Source organism: Streptomyces sp. NBC_01498 (genome assembly GCF_036327775.1).
In the GTDB taxonomy this organism is placed as follows: Bacteria; Actinomycetota; Actinomycetes; order Streptomycetales; family Streptomycetaceae; genus Streptomyces.
In genome coordinates this window covers 5,880,897-5,899,497 of sequence record NZ_CP109598.1, presented here as the reverse complement: position 1 = coordinate 5,899,497, position 18,601 = coordinate 5,880,897, and the positions used below count along the sequence as shown (strand labels likewise).

Here is an 18,601-nt window from a genome sequence, read left to right as displayed (position 1 = left end):
CAGAGGAGGGCGGTCCGTGCAGGACGTGGTGCTGGCGCTGCTGGTCAAGGAGCCGTCGCACGGGTACGAGCTGCGCGGCCGGCTGGCGGCAGCGCTCGGACCGCTGGGCGAGACGCTCAACACGGGGCAGGTCTATGTGACGCTCACCCGGCTGGAGAAGGCCGGGCTGGTCGTCCTCGACCGGGTGGACACGCCCGTGCGTGGCCCGCGCCGCAAGGTGTACGCGCTGACCGCGGCCGGGCAGGAGCGGGTGGCCGCGTGGATGGCCGAGCCCGTCGGCCCCCGGGCGGACGTGGCGGAGTTCCACCTGAAGCTGGTGGCCGCCGCCGGGTCCGGCCTGGCCGATCCGCTCGCGCTCGTGGACGCGCGGCGGCGGGAGCTGCTGCGCGGCCTCGCCGAAACCCAGCGCGCCGCCCTCGCTCACGACACGAACTCGGAGGCCGGACTGCTCCTGGAGGGCATCGCCCTGCGGTCGCAGGCCGATCTGCGCTGGCTGGAGGCGTGCGCGCGGACCTGGTCCGTCCGCGCCCCGCGTGGGAGAGGCGGAGCAAACGGATGACGAGCAACGGTCGGCGGGCCGGGGGCCGGTCATGGCGGAGAGGTCCGCTCGACAGCCGGGGTACGGAACCGGCCGGCCGGCGGCCCGGTGACCCGCCGGTGCCGGTGCTGCGCGCCGTCGGCCTGTCACGGACGTACGGGCAGCACGAGAACCTGGTGCGGGCCGTCGACGGGATCGACCTCGACGTTCCCGCCGGGCAGACGCTCGCCGTGACCGGACCCAGCGGCTGCGGCAAGTCGACGCTCCTCCAGCTCCTCGGCGGCCTCGACCGGCCCACCGCCGGCGAGGTCCGGCTCGCCGGCCGGCGCATCGACCACCTCGGCGAACGGGCCCTGGCCCGGCTGCGGCGCCGCACCATCGGCTTCGTCTTCCAGGCGTTCCACCTGATGGACGAGCTGACCGCGGCGGAGAACGTCGAACTGCCCGCGTTACTCGCCGGAGCCCCACCGCGTACCGCCCGCGACCGCGCCGCCGAACTCCTCGACCGGGTCGGGCTCGCCGACCGGGCCCGGCATCTGCCCTCCGAGCTCTCCGGCGGACAGCGGCAGCGGGTCGCCGTCGCCCGCGCCCTGGTCAACGAACCGCTGGTGGTCCTCGCGGACGAACCCACCGGAAACCTCGACAGCGCGGCGACCCGCGACATCCTCCGCCTCTTCGACGAACTGCGCGCCGCCGGCCAGACCCTGGTGGTGGTCACCCATGACGAACGGGTCGCCGCGACGGCGGACCGCGTCGTCTCCCTGCGCGACGGGGCACCGGACAGCGACACCCTCCTCGACGGCGGCGACCACGGCGGCACCCGGCTCGGCGCACTGCTGGCATGGGAGAACTGACCGTGGGACACCTGCTGCTGATACGGCGTCTGGCCCTGCGCGACCTGCGCCGCCGCCCCGGCGAGGCCCTCGTCCTCCTGCTCGCCGTCACCCTCGCCACCGCCGCCCTGACCCTCGGCACGGCCACCACCGACGCCGTGTCCGCCGGGTACGGGAAGACCCGCGCGGCCACCGCGGGGCCCGACGTGATGTTCTCGACGACGGATCCCGATCCCGCCGGTTTCGCCTCGCGCCTCGCCGAGGCACCCGGCGTGACCGCGCTCGGCGGCCCGTTCTTCGCGTTCGACACCACCGTCCGGGCCCACGGCCGCTCCGCGCGCGCCGGGGTCGAGGGACGCGGCACCTCACGATCCCCCGTGGACCAGCCGCTGGTGACCTCAGGCACCTGGGTGCGGGCCGGCGGCGCGGTGGTCGAACGCGGCTTCGCGCGCGCACTCGGCGTACGCCCCGGTGACACCCTCACCGTCGGCGGTCGCGGCTACCCGGTCGTCGGGACCGCGATCAGCGCCGCCACCCCCGTGTATCCGTGGAGCAACCCCGCGCAGATCGGCCCCGCCGAGGCGGGCGGCCTGGTCTGGCTCACCACCGCCGACGCCCGGACCTCGGCGGGCGACGCGCCCGGCGTCCACCTGATACAGCTGAAGCTGTCCGACCCCGCCGCGACCGGCGCCTTCGGCAGGTCCGCGGCCGTACGGACCCTCGGTGCCGACGGCTGGTTCAACCTGCGCTACTGGCAGGACGTCCTCCGGACCGACACGGCCATGATCAGGATCACCCGGCCCACCCTGGTCATCGGCGGCTGGCTCCTCGCCGTCGCCGCGGCCCTCACCCTTGCCGCGCTCACCGGCGCACGTGCCGCCCGCGACCACCGGCGTGCCGGACTGCTCAAGGCGGTCGGCGCCGGACCCCTCACCGTCACCGCCGTCCTGCTGGCGCGGCACCTGCCGCCGGCCCTCCTGGCCGCCGTGCTCGGACTGACCGCCGGGACACTGGCCGCGCCCCACCTGGTCGATCCCAGCGCCGGGCTGCTCAACACCGTCGGCCCTCCCGGCTCCGGCACCGTCACGGCCGCACTCCTGCTCACCGTCGTGATCACCGTGACCGGCGCGCTCGCTCCCGCCGTACGCGCCGCCCGCACCAGCACCCTCCACGCCCTGGGCACCCCGGCGCACCCGCTCACCCACCGCCCGCGCCTGAACACCATGACCGCGTATCTGCCGCCCGCGCTGCTGCTCGGGGTACGGCTGCTCGCCCGCCGCCCCGGCCGCGCCGCCCTGGCCGCCACCGGCACGGCCGTCACCACGCTCATGGTCACCGCGATGCTCACCTGGCACACCGAACTCGACACGGCCCCCGCGTCCCAGCGGTTCGGCCCCCTCGAAGTACGCACCGATCAGACCGGCCAGGTGCTGCTCGCCGTCACCCTCGCACTGGTGGCACTCTCCACACTGAACACCGTGCTCCTCGGCTGGAGCACGGCCGTCCGGTCCCGGCGCGCCCTGACCGTGGCCCGCACCCTCGGCGCCACCCCCGGCCAGGTCGTCACCGCCCTGTGCGTCGCACAACTCCTGCCCGCCGTACCGGCGGTGGCGACGGGCATCCCGGCCGGGCTCGTCCTCTACTGGCTGTTCGGCGACACGGTCGTTCCACCCGGATCATGGCTGCTGGCCGCCGCGCTCGTCATCCTGCTGGCGGTCGCCGCGCTGACCGCCCTGCCCGCGTGGCTGCACGCCCGGGGCCCCGCCGGAGGGACCCTCGACGCCGAACCGGCCTGACGTCCCGTCAGCCGCGCCGGGCCGGGCGGTACTTCGACGGTGAGGCTAGAGCGTGAGCCTGCCCAGCACCGTGCCCGTGTCCAGCGCGCACGCCCCGTCACCCGCGTGCGTCCAGGCCGCCGCGCACAGCGCCCGCAGCCCGTCCATGGCCGCGCCGTCGCCGTCGAGCGCCAACTCGCCTTCCCGTACGGCGGAACGCCACCCGCCGCACACGAACGCGCCGTCCCGCTCGGTCACTTCGGGCTGCCCGGCCAGCAACCCGCGCAGATCCGCGTCCACATACGTCGGCCGGTGCTTCGGCTCGGCCGCCAGCAGCCGCGCCCCGTCCGTCACCCCGGTCAGCACCAGCAGCGAGTCCACACCACCGTTGAACGCCCCCTCGATGTCGGTGTCCAGCCGGTCCCCCACGACGATCGGCCGCTTCGCCCCCGTACGCAACACCGTCTCCCGGTGCATCGGCGGCAGCGGCTTGCCCGCGACCCGCGGCTCGGCGCCCGTGGCGATCCGTACGACCTCGACGGCCGCCCCGTTGCCCGGCGCGATCCCGCGCGCGCTCGGAATGGTCAGATCGGTGTTGGACGCGAACCACGGCACACCCCGCGCGATCGCGTACCCCGCCTCGGCGAACCGGCCCCACGCCAGATCCGGCCCGCCGTACCCCTGTGCCACGGCCGCCGGATCGTCGTCGGCCGAGTCCACCGGTTCGAGTCCCCGCTCCCGCAGGGCCACCCGCAGCCCCTCGCCGCCGATCACCAACACCCGTGCGCCGGGCGGCAACTGATCGGCGATCAGCCGCGCCACCGCCTGCGCCGACGTGATGACCTCGGCCGGTTCGGCGGGCACCCCGAGCTCCGTCAGATGCGCGGCGACGGCGTCCGGTGTCCGCAGCGCGTTGTTGGTGACGTACGCCAGACGCATCCCGCTGTCGCGCGCCGCGATCAGCGAGTCCACGGCGTGGCCGATGGCCTCGCCGCCCGCGTACACGACGCCGTCGAGGTCCAGCAGAGCCGTGTCGTACGCCTCGTGGAGCGCCTTCGCGCTGCCGTCGGGCCTGGTCCTGCTCGGCTGACTCATCGGTCTCCGCTCCCTCGTCCGCCCCGTAAGGGCTCTCCTCCCCCGATCATCGCTCATGCCCCGCCCCGCATACGATGCGGAGATGAACACCACAGGAACGGCGGAGAAGGGCCTCCGCCTGCTCCCGTTCCACGGGCTGCGCTACGTGCGCGAACGGGTCGGCAGCCTCGCCGCCGTGACGTCGCCGCCGTACGACGTCGTCGTCCGGCCCGACGGGCTGCACCACCTGGAGTCGGCCGACCCGCACAACATCGTCCGGCTGATCCTGCCCCAGGCCGCGACCGCCGCCGACCGGCACCGCCAGGCGGCGAACACGCTCCGGGAATGGCTGGCGGAGGGCGTCCTCGCCCCGGACCCGGAACCGGCGCTGTACGTGTACGAGCAGCGCCGGGGCGACCTGCTCCAGCGCGGCGTCATCGGCGCCCTGGCCCTCTCCGCGCCCGCCGAGGGGATCGTCCTCCCGCACGAGGACGTGATGCCGGACATCGTGGAGGACCGCGCGGCCCTGATGCGGGCGACGGCCACCAATCTGGAACCGCTGCTCCTCACGTACCGGGGCGACGGCGGCGTGACCGGCACGACCGCCGTCGTCGAACGCGTCGCGCGGCGCGCGCCGTTGCTGGCCACGACCACGGAGGACGGCTTCCACCACCGCCTCTGGTCGGTCACCGACCCGGCCGAACTCGCCGAGATCGAGAACGATCTGATGGCCCGTCAGGCGCTCATCGCGGACGGCCACCACCGCTGGGCGACCTATCTGCGGCTGCGCGAGGAGCACGGGGCGCCGGCGAGCGGCGGGCCGGAGCACGGGGCCGGGCCCTGGGCGTACGGGCTGGTCCTGCTGGTCGACACCGCGCGCCACCCCCTCCAGGTCCGCGCGATCCACCGGCTGCTGCACCGGCTGCCGGTCGCGGACGCGCTGACGGCACTGCGCGACCTGCCGGGCTCCTTCCGGGTGCGCACGGTCGGGGGATCCCTGCCGGAGGCGGTCGAGGCACTGTCCGAGGCGGTCACCGGCGAGCCGGGAGCCGTGGGCGGGAACGCCTTCCTGCTGGCGGGCGACGGCCGTTTCCATCTGGTCGACCGGCCCGATCCGGACCTCCTCGCCCGTACGGTGCCGGCCGACCGCCCGGAGGAGTGGCGCGCGCTGGACGCGACCGTGCTGCACTCCACGCTGCTCGACCACATCTGGAAGATTCCCGACGCGCCCGAGTACATCTCGTACATCCACGACACGGAGGCCGTGGTCGAACAGGCCGAGCGGCACGGCAGCACGGCGGTCCTGCTGCACCCGGTACGCGAGGAGGTCGTACGGGAGCTGGCACGCCAGGCGGTCACGATGCCGCGCAAGTCGACGTCGTTCGGGCCGAAACCGGCGACGGGCCTGGTGCTGCGGAACCTCGCGGCCGAGCGCTGAGGGCCGAGCGCGGCGGGCGCCGGGCACCGGGCGCGGGTCGCGGGGCATCAGGCGCCGGGCACCGGGCGCGGAAACAGAAGAGGGCGGCACCCCCCGGGTTGGGGGGTGCCGCCCTCTTTCGTGCTGCGGTCGTACTGCCCGGAGTTCGGGGCTACGCCCTGTCGCCCTCCGGTCCCGGCTCGGGCCCGGACTCCGGCTCCTCGTCAGGAAGGTCGTCGGACAGATCGTCGGACAGGTCCTCGGCGGCAGGGTGCTCGTCGGGAACGTGCTCGTCGGCGAGGTCGTCCTCCTCGTCGACGTCCACGAACTGCACGCCGTCCAGGGCCGCGAGACGGTCCGAGGCGTCCGTGGCACCGTCCTTGTCGGCCTCCAGCGCCTTGGCGAACCAGTCGCGCGCCTCGGTCTCCCGACCGGCCGACAGCAGCGCGTCGGCGTAGGCGTAGCGCAGACGGGCGGTCCACGGCTGCACGGAGTTGGAGCCCAGCTCGGGCCCCTGGAGGGTCACGATGGCCGCGTCGAGCTGCCCCATGTCCCGGCGTGCGCCGGCCGCGACCAGACGCATCTCCACCTGGCCCGCCTTGTCGAGCTTCAGCACCTCGGGCTCACCGGCCATGGCCATGGCCCGCTCGGGGCGGCCCAGCCCACGCTCGCAGTCCGCCATGACGGGCCACAGCTCGACATTGCCGGTCATCCGGCGGGCCGCCCTGAACTCGGCCAGCGCCTCGCCGTACTTCTGTGTCGCGTACGCGGCGAAGCCCGCGGCCTCCCGTACGGCGGCGACCCGGGAGGCGAGCCGCAGCGCCACGCGCGAGTAGGCGTACGCCTGGTCGGGGTCCTCGTCGATGAGGTTGGCGACCATGACGAGGTTCTTGGCGACGTCGTCGGCGAGGGTCTTGGGCAGGCTCATCAGCTCCTGCCGCACGGCCTTGTCGATCTCGTCGCCCGTGACGTCCTCCGGGATCGGCAGCCGCTTGATGGGCTCCCGGTCGCGGTCCCGGTCGTCACGACGGCCGAATCCACCGCGCTCGCCCCGGTCACCCCGGTCGTCACGGCCGCGGAACCCACCGCGATCGCGGTCATCACGACGGTCGTCACGGCGCGGACCCGAGGGCCGCTCGTCGCGACGGACGTAACCGCCGCCACCGCCGCCGGCGGGTCGGCCACCACGGCTGTCGTCGCGGTCGCGACGCGGCCCGGACGGCCGGTCGTCACGGCGGAACGACGGGCGCTCATCGCGCCGGTCGTCACGCCGGTCATCGCGGCGCGGACCGCTGGGCCGGTCGTCACGGCGGACATAACCGCCGCCGGTGGGACGGCCACTGCCTCGGTCGTCGTCACGGCGCGGGCCCGAGGACCGGTCGTCACGCTGGAACGAGGGACGCTCATCCCGACGGCCGTAGCTGCTCCCGCCCGTGGGCCGGCCACTGCCTCGGTCGTCATCACGACGAGGACTCGACGGCCGGTCGTCACGCTGGAACGAGGGACGGTCATCCCGACGGCCGTAGCTGCTCCCGCCGGTGGGACGGCCACTGCCTCGGTCGTCATCACGACGAGGACTCGACGGTCGGTCGTCCCGACGGAAGGAGGGACGCTCATCACGGCGATCATCGCGTCGGTCGTCACGGCGCGGGCCGCTGGGGCGCTCGTCACGCCCACGGAACCCACCGCCACCACTACTGGCGGGACGGCCGCCGCCGGTCGGCCGGCCGCCACGGTCGTCGCTACGGCGCGGGCCGCTGGGCCGGTCATCCCGTCCACGGAAACCACCGCCACCACCACTGGCGGGACGGCCACCGCTCGTGGGACGGCCACTGCCTCGGTCGTCGTCACGGCGCGGGCCCGAGGGCCGGTCGTCACGACGGAAAGAGGGACGCTCATCGCGTCGGTCGTCACGGCGCGGGCCGCCGGGGCGCTCGTCACGCCCACGGAACCCACCGCCACCACTGCTCGCAGGACGGCCACCACCGGTCGGCCGGCCACCGCTCGTGGGCCGACCACTGCCCGTCGGACGGCCACCGCCTGTGGGCCGACTGCCGGTACCACCGCCGTCGTTGCGGGACACGTAGTCGCCTACGCCACCGCCCCTGCCGGTAGGACGGCCGCCGCCACGGTCGTCACGACCGCCACGGGAGCCGTTCCGGTCACCACCACCGTCCCTACGACGCGATTCGCGCTCCGGACGGTCGTCGGGAGAGTTGGGGGACATCGGCACTGCTCCTGTCTTCGGGTACCACAGTCGTTCTCACGCGACCGATGATCGGCCGCTCTCTTCTTTTCCACCAAGCACAGAAAAACAAAAAGACCCCTGGTCCAGCGTGAACGCTGGACCAGGGGTCCATGAAAGATTGTTCGGCGGCGTCCTACTCTCCCACAGGGTCCCCCCTGCAGTACCATCGGCGCTGAAAGGCTTAGCTTCCGGGTTCGGAATGTAACCGGGCGTTTCCCTAACGCAATGACCACCGAAACACTATCGGCCGTGTCCCGCACGAGGGGGACTTCGGCACTAAGCGAACAGGCACTCTATTCAATTGAGTACACACCGGATGTAATCACGGTCGTTCGTTGTCTCAGAACTAACACAGTGGACGCGAGCAACTGAGGACAAGCCCTCGGCCTATTAGTACCGGTCAACTCCACACCTCGCAGTGCTTCCATATCCGGCCTATCAACCCAGTCGTCTACTGGGAGCCTTACCCCATCAAGTGGGTGGGAGTCCTCATCTCGAAGCAGGCTTCCCGCTTAGATGCTTTCAGCGGTTATCCCTCCCGAACGTAGCCAACCAGCCATGCCCTTGGCAGGACAACTGGCACACCAGAGGTTCGTCCGTCCCGGTCCTCTCGTACTAGGGACAGCCCTTCTCAAGACTCCTGCGCGCGCAGCGGATAGGGACCGAACTGTCTCACGACGTTCTAAACCCAGCTCGCGTACCGCTTTAATGGGCGAACAGCCCAACCCTTGGGACCGACTCCAGCCCCAGGATGCGACGAGCCGACATCGAGGTGCCAAACCATCCCGTCGATATGGACTCTTGGGGAAGATCAGCCTGTTATCCCCGGGGTACCTTTTATCCGTTGAGCGACGGCGCTTCCACAAGCCACCGCCGGATCACTAGTCCCGACTTTCGTCCCTGCTCGACCCGTCGGTCTCACAGTCAAGCTCCCTTGTGCACTTACACTCAACACCTGATTACCAACCAGGCTGAGGGAACCTTTGGGCGCCTCCGTTACTCTTTAGGAGGCAACCGCCCCAGTTAAACTACCCATCAGACACTGTCCCTGATCCGGATCACGGACCCAGGTTAGACATCCAGCACGACCAGAGTGGTATTTCAACGACGACTCCACAACCACTGGCGTGGCCACTTCACAGTCTCCCACCTATCCTACACAAGCCGAACCGAACACCAATATCAAACTGTAGTAAAGGTCCCGGGGTCTTTCCGTCCTGCTGCGCGAAACGAGCATCTTTACTCGTAGTGCAATTTCACCGGGCCTATGGTTGAGACAGTCGAGAAGTCGTTACGCCATTCGTGCAGGTCGGAACTTACCCGACAAGGAATTTCGCTACCTTAGGATGGTTATAGTTACCACCGCCGTTTACTGGCGCTTAAGTTCTCAGCTTCGCCACACCGAAATGTGACTAACCGGTCCCCTTAACGTTCCAGCACCGGGCAGGCGTCAGTCCGTATACATCGCCTTACGGCTTCGCACGGACCTGTGTTTTTAGTAAACAGTCGCTTCTCGCTGGTCTCTGCGGCCACCCCCAGCTCACACTGCAAGAGTGATCACCAGAAATGGCCCCCCTTCTCCCGAAGTTACGGGGGCATTTTGCCGAGTTCCTTAACCATAGTTCACCCGAACGCCTCGGTATTCTCTACCTGACCACCTGAGTCGGTTTAGGGTACGGGCCGCCATGAAACTCGCTAGAGGCTTTTCTCGACAGCATAGGATCATCCACTTCACCACAATCGGCTCGGCATCAGGTCTCAGACTATATGCACGACGGATTTGCCTACCGTGCGTCCTACACCCTTACCCCGGGACAACCACCGCCCGGGCTGGACTACCTTCCTGCGTCACCCCATCGCTTACCTACTACCACCTTGGTCCGACGGCTCCACCACTCCCCTTTGCCCGAAGGCTCCAGGACGGCTTCACGGTCTCAGCATCAGAGGATTCAGTACTGGGCGTTTCAAAGCGGGTACCGGAATATCAACCGGTTGTCCATCGACTACGCCTGTCGGCCTCGCCTTAGGTCCCGACTTACCCTGGGCAGATCAGCTTGACCCAGGAACCCTTAGTCAATCGGCGCACACGTTTCCCACGTGTGTATCGCTACTCATGCCTGCATTCTCACTCGTGAACCGTCCACCACTGCCTTCCGGCGCGGCTTCACCCGGCACACGACGCTCCCCTACCCATCCGCACGCCCGTTGGGGCTACATGTACGAATGACACGACTTCGGCGGTACGCTTGAGCCCCGCTACATTGTCGGCGCGGAATCACTTGACCAGTGAGCTATTACGCACTCTTTCAAGGATGGCTGCTTCTAAGCCAACCTCCTGGTTGTCTCTGCGACTCCACATCCTTTCCCACTTAGCGTACGCTTAGGGGCCTTAGTCGATGCTCTGGGCTGTTTCCCTCTCGACCATGGAGCTTATCCCCCACAGTCTCACTGCCGCGCTCTCACTTACCGGCATTCGGAGTTTGGCTAAGGTCAGTAACCCGGTAGGGCCCATCGCCTATCCAGTGCTCTACCTCCGGCAAGAAACACACGACGCTGCACCTAAATGCATTTCGGGGAGAACCAGCTATCACGGAGTTTGATTGGCCTTTCACCCCTAACCACAGGTCATCCCCCAGGTTTTCAACCCTGGTGGGTTCGGTCCTCCACGACCTCTTACAGCCGCTTCAACCTGCCCATGGCTAGATCACTCCGCTTCGGGTCTTGAGCATGCTACTGAAACGCCCTGTTCGGACTCGCTTTCGCTACGGCTTCCCCACACGGGTTAACCTCGCAACACACCGCAAACTCGCAGGCTCATTCTTCAAAAGGCACGCAGTCACGACTGTATGTGCAAGCACATACAGCGACGCTCCCACGGCTTGTAGGCACACGGTTTCAGGTACTATTTCACTCCGCTCCCGCGGTACTTTTCACCATTCCCTCACGGTACTATCCGCTATCGGTCACCAGGGAATATTTAGGCTTAGCGGGTGGTCCCGCCAGATTCACACGGGATTTCTCGGGCCCCGTGCTACTTGGGAAATACGCAAGAGAGCCGTACAGATTTCAGCTACGGGGGTCTTACCCTCTACGCCGGACCTTTCGCATGTCCTTCGCCTACCTGTACGGTTTCTGACTCTCCGACCAGCCGGCAGACTGATCAAGTGCACTCCCACAACCCCGCATGCGCAACCCCTGCCGGGTATCACACACATACGGTTTGGCCTCATCCAGTTTCGCTCGCCACTACTCCCGGAATCACGGTTGTTTTCTCTTCCTGAGGGTACTGAGATGTTTCACTTCCCCTCGTTCCCTCCACATACCCTATGTGTTCAGGTATGGGTGACAGCCCATGACGACTGCCGGGTTTCCCCATTCGGACACCCCCGGATCAAAGCTCGGTTGACAGCTCCCCGGGGCCTATCGCGGCCTCCCACGTCCTTCATCGGTTCCTGGTGCCAAGGCATCCACCGTGCGCCCTTAAAAACTTGGCCACAGATGCTCGCGTCCACTGTGCAGTTCTCAAACAACGACCAACCACCCGCCACCCCACCCTGTACAGGACGAGTTCACCGGGGCCGGCATCCCGAAGGACGAGCAACAGCCCGTACCTTCAGACACCCAACAGCGCGCCCGGCACAGCCCTTCACGATCACCCGTTCCACGCCGAAGCAGTACTGGGGACAACCATGAAAAACTGTGCCGAATAGTCAACGTTCCACCCATGAGCAACCAGCACCGGACGTTCGCCGATGAACTGGCCTCTGACCAGGCGAACCTGGTGAGAAGTGCTCCTTAGAAAGGAGGTGATCCAGCCGCACCTTCCGGTACGGCTACCTTGTTACGACTTCGTCCCAATCGCCAGTCCCACCTTCGACAGCTCCCTCCCACAAGGGGTTGGGCCACCGGCTTCGGGTGTTACCGACTTTCGTGACGTGACGGGCGGTGTGTACAAGGCCCGGGAACGTATTCACCGCAGCAATGCTGATCTGCGATTACTAGCAACTCCGACTTCATGGGGTCGAGTTGCAGACCCCAATCCGAACTGAGACCGGCTTTTTGAGATTCGCTCCACCTCACGGTATCGCAGCTCATTGTACCGGCCATTGTAGCACGTGTGCAGCCCAAGACATAAGGGGCATGATGACTTGACGTCGTCCCCACCTTCCTCCGAGTTGACCCCGGCGGTCTCCTGTGAGTCCCCATCACCCCGAAGGGCATGCTGGCAACACAGAACAAGGGTTGCGCTCGTTGCGGGACTTAACCCAACATCTCACGACACGAGCTGACGACAGCCATGCACCACCTGTACACCGACCACAAGGGGGGCACCATCTCTGATGCTTTCCGGTGTATGTCAAGCCTTGGTAAGGTTCTTCGCGTTGCGTCGAATTAAGCCACATGCTCCGCTGCTTGTGCGGGCCCCCGTCAATTCCTTTGAGTTTTAGCCTTGCGGCCGTACTCCCCAGGCGGGGAACTTAATGCGTTAGCTGCGGCACCGACGACGTGGAATGTCGCCAACACCTAGTTCCCAACGTTTACGGCGTGGACTACCAGGGTATCTAATCCTGTTCGCTCCCCACGCTTTCGCTCCTCAGCGTCAGTAATGGCCCAGAGATCCGCCTTCGCCACCGGTGTTCCTCCTGATATCTGCGCATTTCACCGCTACACCAGGAATTCCGATCTCCCCTACCACACTCCAGTCTGCCCGTATCGAATGCAGACCCGGGGTTAAGCCCCGGGCTTTCACACCCGACGTGACAAACCGCCTACGAGCTCTTTACGCCCAATAATTCCGGACAACGCTTGCGCCCTACGTATTACCGCGGCTGCTGGCACGTAGTTAGCCGGCGCTTCTTCTGCAGGTACCGTCACTTGCGCTTCTTCCCTGCTGAAAGAGGTTTACAACCCGAAGGCCGTCATCCCTCACGCGGCGTCGCTGCATCAGGCTTCCGCCCATTGTGCAATATTCCCCACTGCTGCCTCCCGTAGGAGTCTGGGCCGTGTCTCAGTCCCAGTGTGGCCGGTCGCCCTCTCAGGCCGGCTACCCGTCGTCGCCTTGGTAGGCCATTACCCCACCAACAAGCTGATAGGCCGCGGGCTCATCCTGCACCGCCGGAGCTTTCAACCATTCCCCAGGAGGGGAACAGTATTATCCGGTATTAGACCCCGTTTCCAGGGCTTGTCCCAGAGTGCAGGGCAGATTGCCCACGTGTTACTCACCCGTTCGCCACTAATCCACCCGAAGGCTTCATCGTTCGACTTGCATGTGTTAAGCACGCCGCCAGCGTTCGTCCTGAGCCAGGATCAAACTCTCCGTGAATGCTTTCCCAACCCATTACGGTCGGGTGACACCACGAGAGCGGAACAACCAGTCGGAATAAGACCGGTCGTTCACAGCGTCCTCGCTGTGTTTCATTTCAAAGGAACCACCAACCCAACCCACAATCATGTGGACCAGGCCGGGGTATCAACATATCTGGCGTTGACTTTTGGCACGCTGTTGAGTTCTCAAGGAACGGACGCTTCCTTCGGCCCCGCCTCCGGACCCTCCGGGCTTTCCCTTCGGTCTTACTTTTCTACTGTTCTGCTGTTCTACTCTGTCTTGCGGTCTTGCTGTCCTGCGTTTCCGACTCTATCAGAACCTTTCGGCGCCTGATTCCCAGTCGGCGGGCACGCTTATTAGTTATCCGCTTTCGCGTTTCCCTTTCGGCGTGTCCACTACGTTAACCGATTCCCCGGGCGACTCATAATCGAGTCGAGAAGTTCGAATTCCGGCACGCCGAAAAAGAACCCGTCAGGGGCACATCGTAGGTAGTGGGTGGCCGCTCCGGGCTGCTGAACAGCAAGTCCCGTTCAGAGCGGCTCGGACTACATTAGGGGTCCCGGCCGGGCGCGTCAAGTTGCGCGGCGGCGGGGGGTGTGGGCGCGGTAGGGGCTCACCGTGGGGTCGCCGTCGATCCAGAACCGCCAGGGGTGTGGGGCGCCGTCGCCGCCCACGCCCGTACGAGGACCGTTGCGTACCAGGTCACTTGGGGGTGGTGTGCCCGTGAGCATCGACAGGGGCGCGTCGTCCCCGGTGCAGACGTCCGTGCCGTTCAGTACGCGGTCGACGGCCAGCCCGGTGGCCAACCGGGCCGGGCCTTTGGCCAGTTCCGTGTCGTCGCGGGCCGAGAGCCGACGCGTCCGTACCTGTTCCGCGCCTGTCAGGATCCGCCCCGCCCGCAGCAGCACACCGCTCGCGTGGCCCTCCGGACCGCATACGAGGTTGAGGCAGTGCCACATGCCGTACGTGAAGTAGACGTACGCGTGACCGGGCGGGCCGAACATCACGTCGTTGCGCGCCGTGCGGCCCCGGAAGGCGTGCGAGCCCGGGTCGATGTCGCCCGCGTACGCCTCCACCTCCGTGAGGCGCAGCTCCGTCGTTCCCCATGCCGTGCGGCGTACGAGAGTTCGCCCCAGCAGGTCCGGGGCGACCTCCAGGACGGGCCGGTTGAAGAAGCCGCGGTCCAGCGGCGTACGGTCGGGGCGCTTGGTCATGTCGTCCGAGCGTAGCGGGGGGAACCGCCCGCGGTCGTGACGCGTATGTAGAGGTCAGGATCTAGGAGGAGTGACTATGGGCTTCAAGAAGCTGCTCGCGAGTCTGGGCGCCGGCGGTGCGTCGGTCGAGACCGAGCTGACCGAGCACAACGTCGTGCCCGGCGGGATCGTCCAGGGCGAGGTGCGTATCCAGGGCGGGTCGGTCGTCCAGCAGATCGAGGGACTCTCCGTGGGTCTTCAGGCCCGGGTCGAGGTGGAGGGCGGTGACCAGGAGGTCAAGCAGGACCTGGAGTTCCTGAAGCAGCGTGTCGGCGGCGCCTTCGAGGTCCAGGCCGGCGCGGTGCACGTGGTGCCGTTCGGGCTGGAGATCCCGTGGGAGACACCGGTGACGAGCATCGGCGGTCAGCAGCTGCACGGCATGAACATCGGGGTGACGACGGAGCTGGACATCGCCCGGGCCGTGGACTCCGGTGACCTGGACCCGATCAATGTGCACCCGCTGCCGGCGCAGCAGGCCATTCTGGACGCCTTCATCGCGCTGGACTTCCGCTTCCGTAGCGCGGACATGGAGCGTGGGCACATCCGTGGGACGCGGCAGCGGCTGCCGTTCTACCAGGAGATCGAGTTCGTTCCGCCGCAGCGGTACCGGGGGCTGAACCAGGTCGAGCTGACGTTCGTCGCGGACGACCGTGAGATGGACGTCATCCTGGAGATGGACAAGAAGCCGGGTCTGTTCAGCCAGGGCAGTGACTCCTACCGCGCGTTCACGGTCGGTCTGCACGACTTCCAGGGGACGGACTGGGCCGCCTACCTCAACCAGTGGATCGCCGACGTCGGCGGGCGCCGCAACTGGGCCTGAGTACGGGCCTGAGTCCCGTGCCGCCGGACAGGATCTAGTCTCTGCTGCGGAAGGCCGCCGGTCCCGCGAGGTCCGGCGGCGCGCAGCCGATTCTCGGAGGTTCCGTAGTGACCGAGGCGAAGAGGGCTCCACTCCCTCATGACTTCCTGCCGCCGGTGCCGTCCTTCACCGTGGTGAGCGACGACATCGAGCCCGGGGCGGCCCTGAAGGACGCGCAGGCGATGTCGGGAGGGAACACGTCGCCGCAGCTGCGGTGGGAGGGGTTCCCGGCGGAGACGAAGAGTTTCGCGGTGACGTGCTTCGACCCCGACGCGCCGACCGGCAGTGGTTTCTGGCACTGGACGCTGTTCGACATCCCGGTGTCGGTCACCGAGCTTCCGGCGGGCGCGGGTACGGGCTCGTTCCCCGGTCTGCCCGAAGGTGCCGTGCACGCCCGTAACGACTACGGGTCGAAGGACTTCGGGGGTGCCGCTCCCCCGGCGGGTGATCCCGCGCACCGTTATGTGTTCACGGTGTACGCGGTGGACAGCGAGAAGCTGGGCCCGGATTCGGACGCCTCGCCGGCGGTGGTGGGCTTCAATCTGCGTTTCCACGCCCTCGCGCGTGCGCATCTGATCGGCACCCGCACCCCTCCCGCGGAGAGCTGACCGTTCAGCTGTTGTTTGCCCTGCCCTGGTCTTGGAGAGATCAGAGCAGGGCATTTTTTCGTTGCGGGGGTTGTGTGGGGTCGTCCCCGGAACTCGGATCGGCGGATATTGCGTTGTCCATCCTGGCGGGCCCGGCCAGAGTTGATCCCAGCCCGCCGTCCGGCGGGGCGGCACACGGGAGGTGGGCGGGATGCGGGACACGCTGGTACTGAATGCGAGCTTCGAGCCGCTGTCTACGGTGACACTCAACCGGGCGGTGGTGCTGGTCCTCCAGGACAAGGCCGTCGTCGAGCAGTCCCACCCGGCGCTGCGGGTGCGCGCGGCCACGGTGGATCTTCCGGTGCCCCGGGTGATCCGGCTCTGCCGGTACGTGCGGGTGCCGTTCCGAAGACAGGCGCCGTGGTCGAGACGGGGTGTGCTGATACGGGACCAGCACCGGTGCGCGTACTGCGGCCGGCGTGCGACGACCGTGGACCATGTGGTGCCCCGCTCGCGCGGCGGTGCGGACAGCTGGCTCAACACGGTCGCCTCGTGTGCCGAGGACAATCACCGCAAGGCGGACCGGACGCCGGAGCAGGCGGCGATGCCGCTGCTGTTCGAGCCCTTCGTGCCGTCGCCGGCCGACGCGATGCTGCTGACGCTGCGGGCCGGTGAGCGGTCGGCGCTGCCGCAGTGGCTGGCGGGGGTCGGGACGGCCGCGTAGCGCGCTCGGGCGGGAGTCACCGCCCGGCCCGCGACCGGTGATCCGCCCGGTGCTCCGCCGCGGAGTGGCCCGTCTCCGATGTCCGGGGGCGGGCTTTCGTGTGCGGTCGCGCATTGGGGGCGACGGCGTCAGCGGGTGACGAGCTGGACGACGGCGACCGTGCCGACGACGACGATCGTCGCGCGCATCACCGTGGGCGAGAGGCGTCGGCCGACCTTGGCGCCGAGCTGGCCGCCGATGGCGGAGCCGACGGCGATGAGGACGACGGCCGTCCAGTCGAAGTGCGCCACGAAGAGGAAGAAGACCGCGGCGATGGTGTTCACGATCGAGGCGAGGACGTTCTTCACCGCGTTGAGGCGCTGTGTCTCCTCGTCGATGAGCATGCCCATGAGGGACATGTAGATGATCCCCTGGGCCGCCGTGAAGTAGCCGCCGTAGACGCTGGCGGCCAGGATGCCGCCGAAGAGCAGCGGACCGCCGTCGGTCTTGGTGGTGACGTTCTTGCGTTCGCGGTGGCGCTGGACGGACTTGGCGAGCCGGGGCTGGAGGATCACCAGGACGAGGGCGAGGCTCACCAGGATCGGCACGATCGTCTCGAAGGCCGTGGAGGGCAGGGAGACGAGGAGGATCGCCCCGCCGAGTCCGCCGACGACGGAGGCGATGCCCAGGCGCAGGACACGTCCGCGCTGTCCGGTGAGTTCCTTGCGGTAGCCGATGGCTCCGCTGACGGCGCCCGGTATCAGGCCGAGCGCGTTGGAGACGGTGGCGGTGACGGGTGACAGGCCGGTCGCGAGCAGTACCGGGAAGGTGATCAGCGTTCCTGAGCCGACGATGGCGTTGATGGCGCCGGCGCAGGTGCCCGCCGCGAACACGGCGAGCATCTCCCAGATGGTCACGCGACACGTCCCTCGCTGATCGGTGCTTGTAGCACCGATCATGCCCGACGGCCGGTCCGGTCCCGTACGACGGGTGTGTGCGTCGTACGGGACGCACACGACGTACGGGACTCGCGTCCCCGGGGCGGGTCAGTCCAGCGGGGGCTGCTGGCGCCGGTCCTTGCCGGTGTTGAAGCCGGGTACCCCGGAACCGAGGTTGTCGAACGCGCCGCTGAGTCCCTTGAGCGCGTCGCCGATCTCGCTGGGCACGATCCAGAGCTTGTTGGCGTCGCCCTCGGCGATCTTGGGGAGCATCTGGAGGTACTGGTAGGCGAGGAGTTTCTGGTCCGGGTCGCCGGCGTGGATGGACTCGAAGACCGTACGGATGGCCTGGGCCTCGCCCTCGGCGCGCAGGGCCGCGGCCTTGGCCTCACCCTCGGCGCGCAGGATCGCGGACTGCTTCTCGCCCTCGGCGGTCAGGATCGCCGACTGCCGGATGCCCTCGGCGGTGAGGATCGCGGCGCGCTTGTCGCGGTCCGCGCGCATCTGCTTCTCCATCGAGTCCTGGATGGAGGTCGGCGGCTCGATGGCCTTGAGCTCGACGCGGTTGACGCGGATGCCCCACTTGCCGGTGGCCTCGTCGAGGACGCCGCGCAGGGCCGCGTTGATCTCCTCGCGGGAGGTGAGGGTCCGTTCCAGGTCCATGCCGCCGATGATGTTGCGGAGGGTGGTGACGGTGAGCTGCTCGATCGCCTGGATGTAGCTGGCGACCTCGTACGTCGCGGCGCGGGCGTCGGTGACCTGGTAATAGATGACCGTGTCGATGTTGACGACCAGGTTGTCCTGGGTGATCACCGGCTGGGGCGGGAAGGGGACGACCTGTTCACGGAGGTCGATGCGGTTGCGGATCGAGTCGATGAACGGGACCACGATGTTCAGGCCCGCGTTGAGCGTGCGCGTGTAGCGCCCGAACCGCTCGACGATGGCGGCGCTCGCCTGCGGGATGACCTGGATCGTCTTGATCAGGGCGATGAATACAAGCACCACCAGGATGACCAGGACGATGATGATTGATGGCATCGCGTTCCTACT

Annotated in this window: 13 protein-coding genes and 3 rRNA genes; 7 read left to right on the top strand and 9 right to left on the bottom strand. The window is 67.8% G+C overall.

Going from position 1 to position 18,601, the window contains the following annotated elements:
- The first annotated feature begins 16 nt into the window (after window positions 1-16).
- From OG875_RS25145 to OG875_RS25135, 3 genes are read left to right on the top strand one after another with little or no spacing between them, the layout of a single operon-like run.
- Complete coding sequence (locus tag OG875_RS25145) at window positions 17-559, top strand: PadR family transcriptional regulator (protein WP_330176499.1); 543 nt, start codon at window positions 17-19, stop codon at window positions 557-559.
- Entirely contained in the window at window positions 556-1,392 is an 837-nt protein-coding gene (locus tag OG875_RS25140; protein ID WP_330176498.1) for an ABC transporter ATP-binding protein, read from the top strand. Before OG875_RS25145 ends, OG875_RS25140 begins: the two co-directional genes overlap by 4 nt.
- Window positions 1,380-3,167: an ABC transporter permease gene (locus tag OG875_RS25135; RefSeq protein ID WP_330176497.1), complete on the top strand. Its 1,788-nt coding sequence runs from the start codon at window positions 1,380-1,382 to the stop codon at window positions 3,165-3,167. The genes OG875_RS25140 and OG875_RS25135 overlap by 13 nt, the downstream gene beginning before the upstream one ends.
- A 45-nt stretch (window positions 3,168-3,212) precedes the next feature.
- Here the strand turns inward: OG875_RS25135 and OG875_RS25130 are convergent, their stop codons facing one another.
- Complete coding sequence (locus tag OG875_RS25130) at window positions 3,213-4,241, bottom strand: HAD-IIA family hydrolase (protein WP_330176496.1); 1,029 nt, start codon at window positions 4,239-4,241, stop codon at window positions 3,213-3,215.
- An 82-nt stretch (window positions 4,242-4,323) separates the two neighbouring features.
- On the opposite strand from OG875_RS25130, the gene OG875_RS25125 reads away from it, so the two are divergent.
- On the top strand, window positions 4,324-5,658 hold the full coding sequence (locus OG875_RS25125) for a DUF1015 domain-containing protein (protein WP_330176495.1): 1,335 nt from the start codon (window positions 4,324-4,326) through the stop codon (window positions 5,656-5,658).
- A gap of 151 nt (window positions 5,659-5,809) precedes the next feature.
- On the opposite strand, the gene OG875_RS25120 is transcribed toward OG875_RS25125, so the two are convergent.
- The 6 genes from OG875_RS25120 to OG875_RS25095 all read right to left on the bottom strand — a co-directional run bounded on the left by OG875_RS25120 (window position 5,810) and on the right by OG875_RS25095 (window position 14,425).
- Window positions 5,810-6,565 carry a hypothetical protein gene (locus tag OG875_RS25120; RefSeq protein WP_330176494.1) on the bottom strand — a complete coding sequence of 252 codons (756 nt, stop codon included), beginning with the start codon at window positions 6,563-6,565 and terminating at the stop codon, window positions 5,810-5,812.
- Complete coding sequence (locus OG875_RS25115; protein WP_330176493.1) at window positions 6,565-7,551, bottom strand: hypothetical protein; 987 nt, start codon at window positions 7,549-7,551, stop codon at window positions 6,565-6,567. The genes OG875_RS25120 and OG875_RS25115 overlap by 1 nt, the downstream gene beginning before the upstream one ends.
- A gap of 454 nt (window positions 7,552-8,005) precedes the next feature.
- Window positions 8,006-8,122: ribosomal RNA gene (rrf, locus tag OG875_RS25110) — 5S ribosomal RNA — on the bottom strand.
- Window positions 8,123-8,255: 133 nt separating this feature from the next.
- Window positions 8,256-11,379 (bottom strand): 23S ribosomal RNA (locus OG875_RS25105).
- 305 nt (window positions 11,380-11,684) lie between these two features.
- Window positions 11,685-13,208 (bottom strand): 16S ribosomal RNA (locus tag OG875_RS25100).
- Together the 16S, 23S and 5S rRNA genes form the textbook arrangement of a ribosomal RNA operon.
- Before the next feature lie 575 nt (window positions 13,209-13,783).
- Window positions 13,784-14,425 (bottom strand): DNA-3-methyladenine glycosylase, encoded by a 642-nt coding sequence (locus OG875_RS25095; protein WP_330176492.1) that lies wholly within the window; start codon window positions 14,423-14,425, stop codon window positions 13,784-13,786.
- 76 nt (window positions 14,426-14,501) lie between these two features.
- Between OG875_RS25095 and OG875_RS25090 the strand changes: the two genes are divergently transcribed.
- The 3 genes from OG875_RS25090 (at window position 14,502) to OG875_RS25080 (ending at window position 16,634) form a co-directional block, all read left to right on the top strand.
- The gene (locus OG875_RS25090) at window positions 14,502-15,284 is read left to right on the top strand and encodes a sporulation protein (RefSeq protein ID WP_330176491.1); all 783 of its coding nucleotides are present in this window, start codon (window positions 14,502-14,504) and stop codon (window positions 15,282-15,284) included.
- 107 nt (window positions 15,285-15,391) lie between these two features.
- Window positions 15,392-15,931, top strand: a complete 540-nt coding sequence (locus OG875_RS25085; protein WP_330176490.1) for a YbhB/YbcL family Raf kinase inhibitor-like protein — start codon at window positions 15,392-15,394, stop codon at window positions 15,929-15,931.
- 190 nt (window positions 15,932-16,121) lie between these two features.
- Window positions 16,122-16,634, top strand: a complete 513-nt coding sequence (locus OG875_RS25080) for an HNH endonuclease (RefSeq protein ID WP_330176489.1) — start codon at window positions 16,122-16,124, stop codon at window positions 16,632-16,634.
- Between the two features lie 128 nt (window positions 16,635-16,762).
- Here OG875_RS25080 and OG875_RS25075 read toward each other — a convergent pair whose 3' ends face one another.
- Window positions 16,763-17,530 carry a sulfite exporter TauE/SafE family protein gene (locus tag OG875_RS25075; protein WP_330176488.1) on the bottom strand — a complete coding sequence of 256 codons (768 nt, stop codon included), beginning with the start codon at window positions 17,528-17,530 and terminating at the stop codon, window positions 16,763-16,765.
- A gap of 129 nt (window positions 17,531-17,659) precedes the next feature.
- Window positions 17,660-18,589 (bottom strand): SPFH domain-containing protein, encoded by a 930-nt coding sequence (locus OG875_RS25070; RefSeq protein WP_330176487.1) that lies wholly within the window; start codon window positions 18,587-18,589, stop codon window positions 17,660-17,662.
- Between the last annotated feature and the right edge of the window lie 12 nt (window positions 18,590-18,601).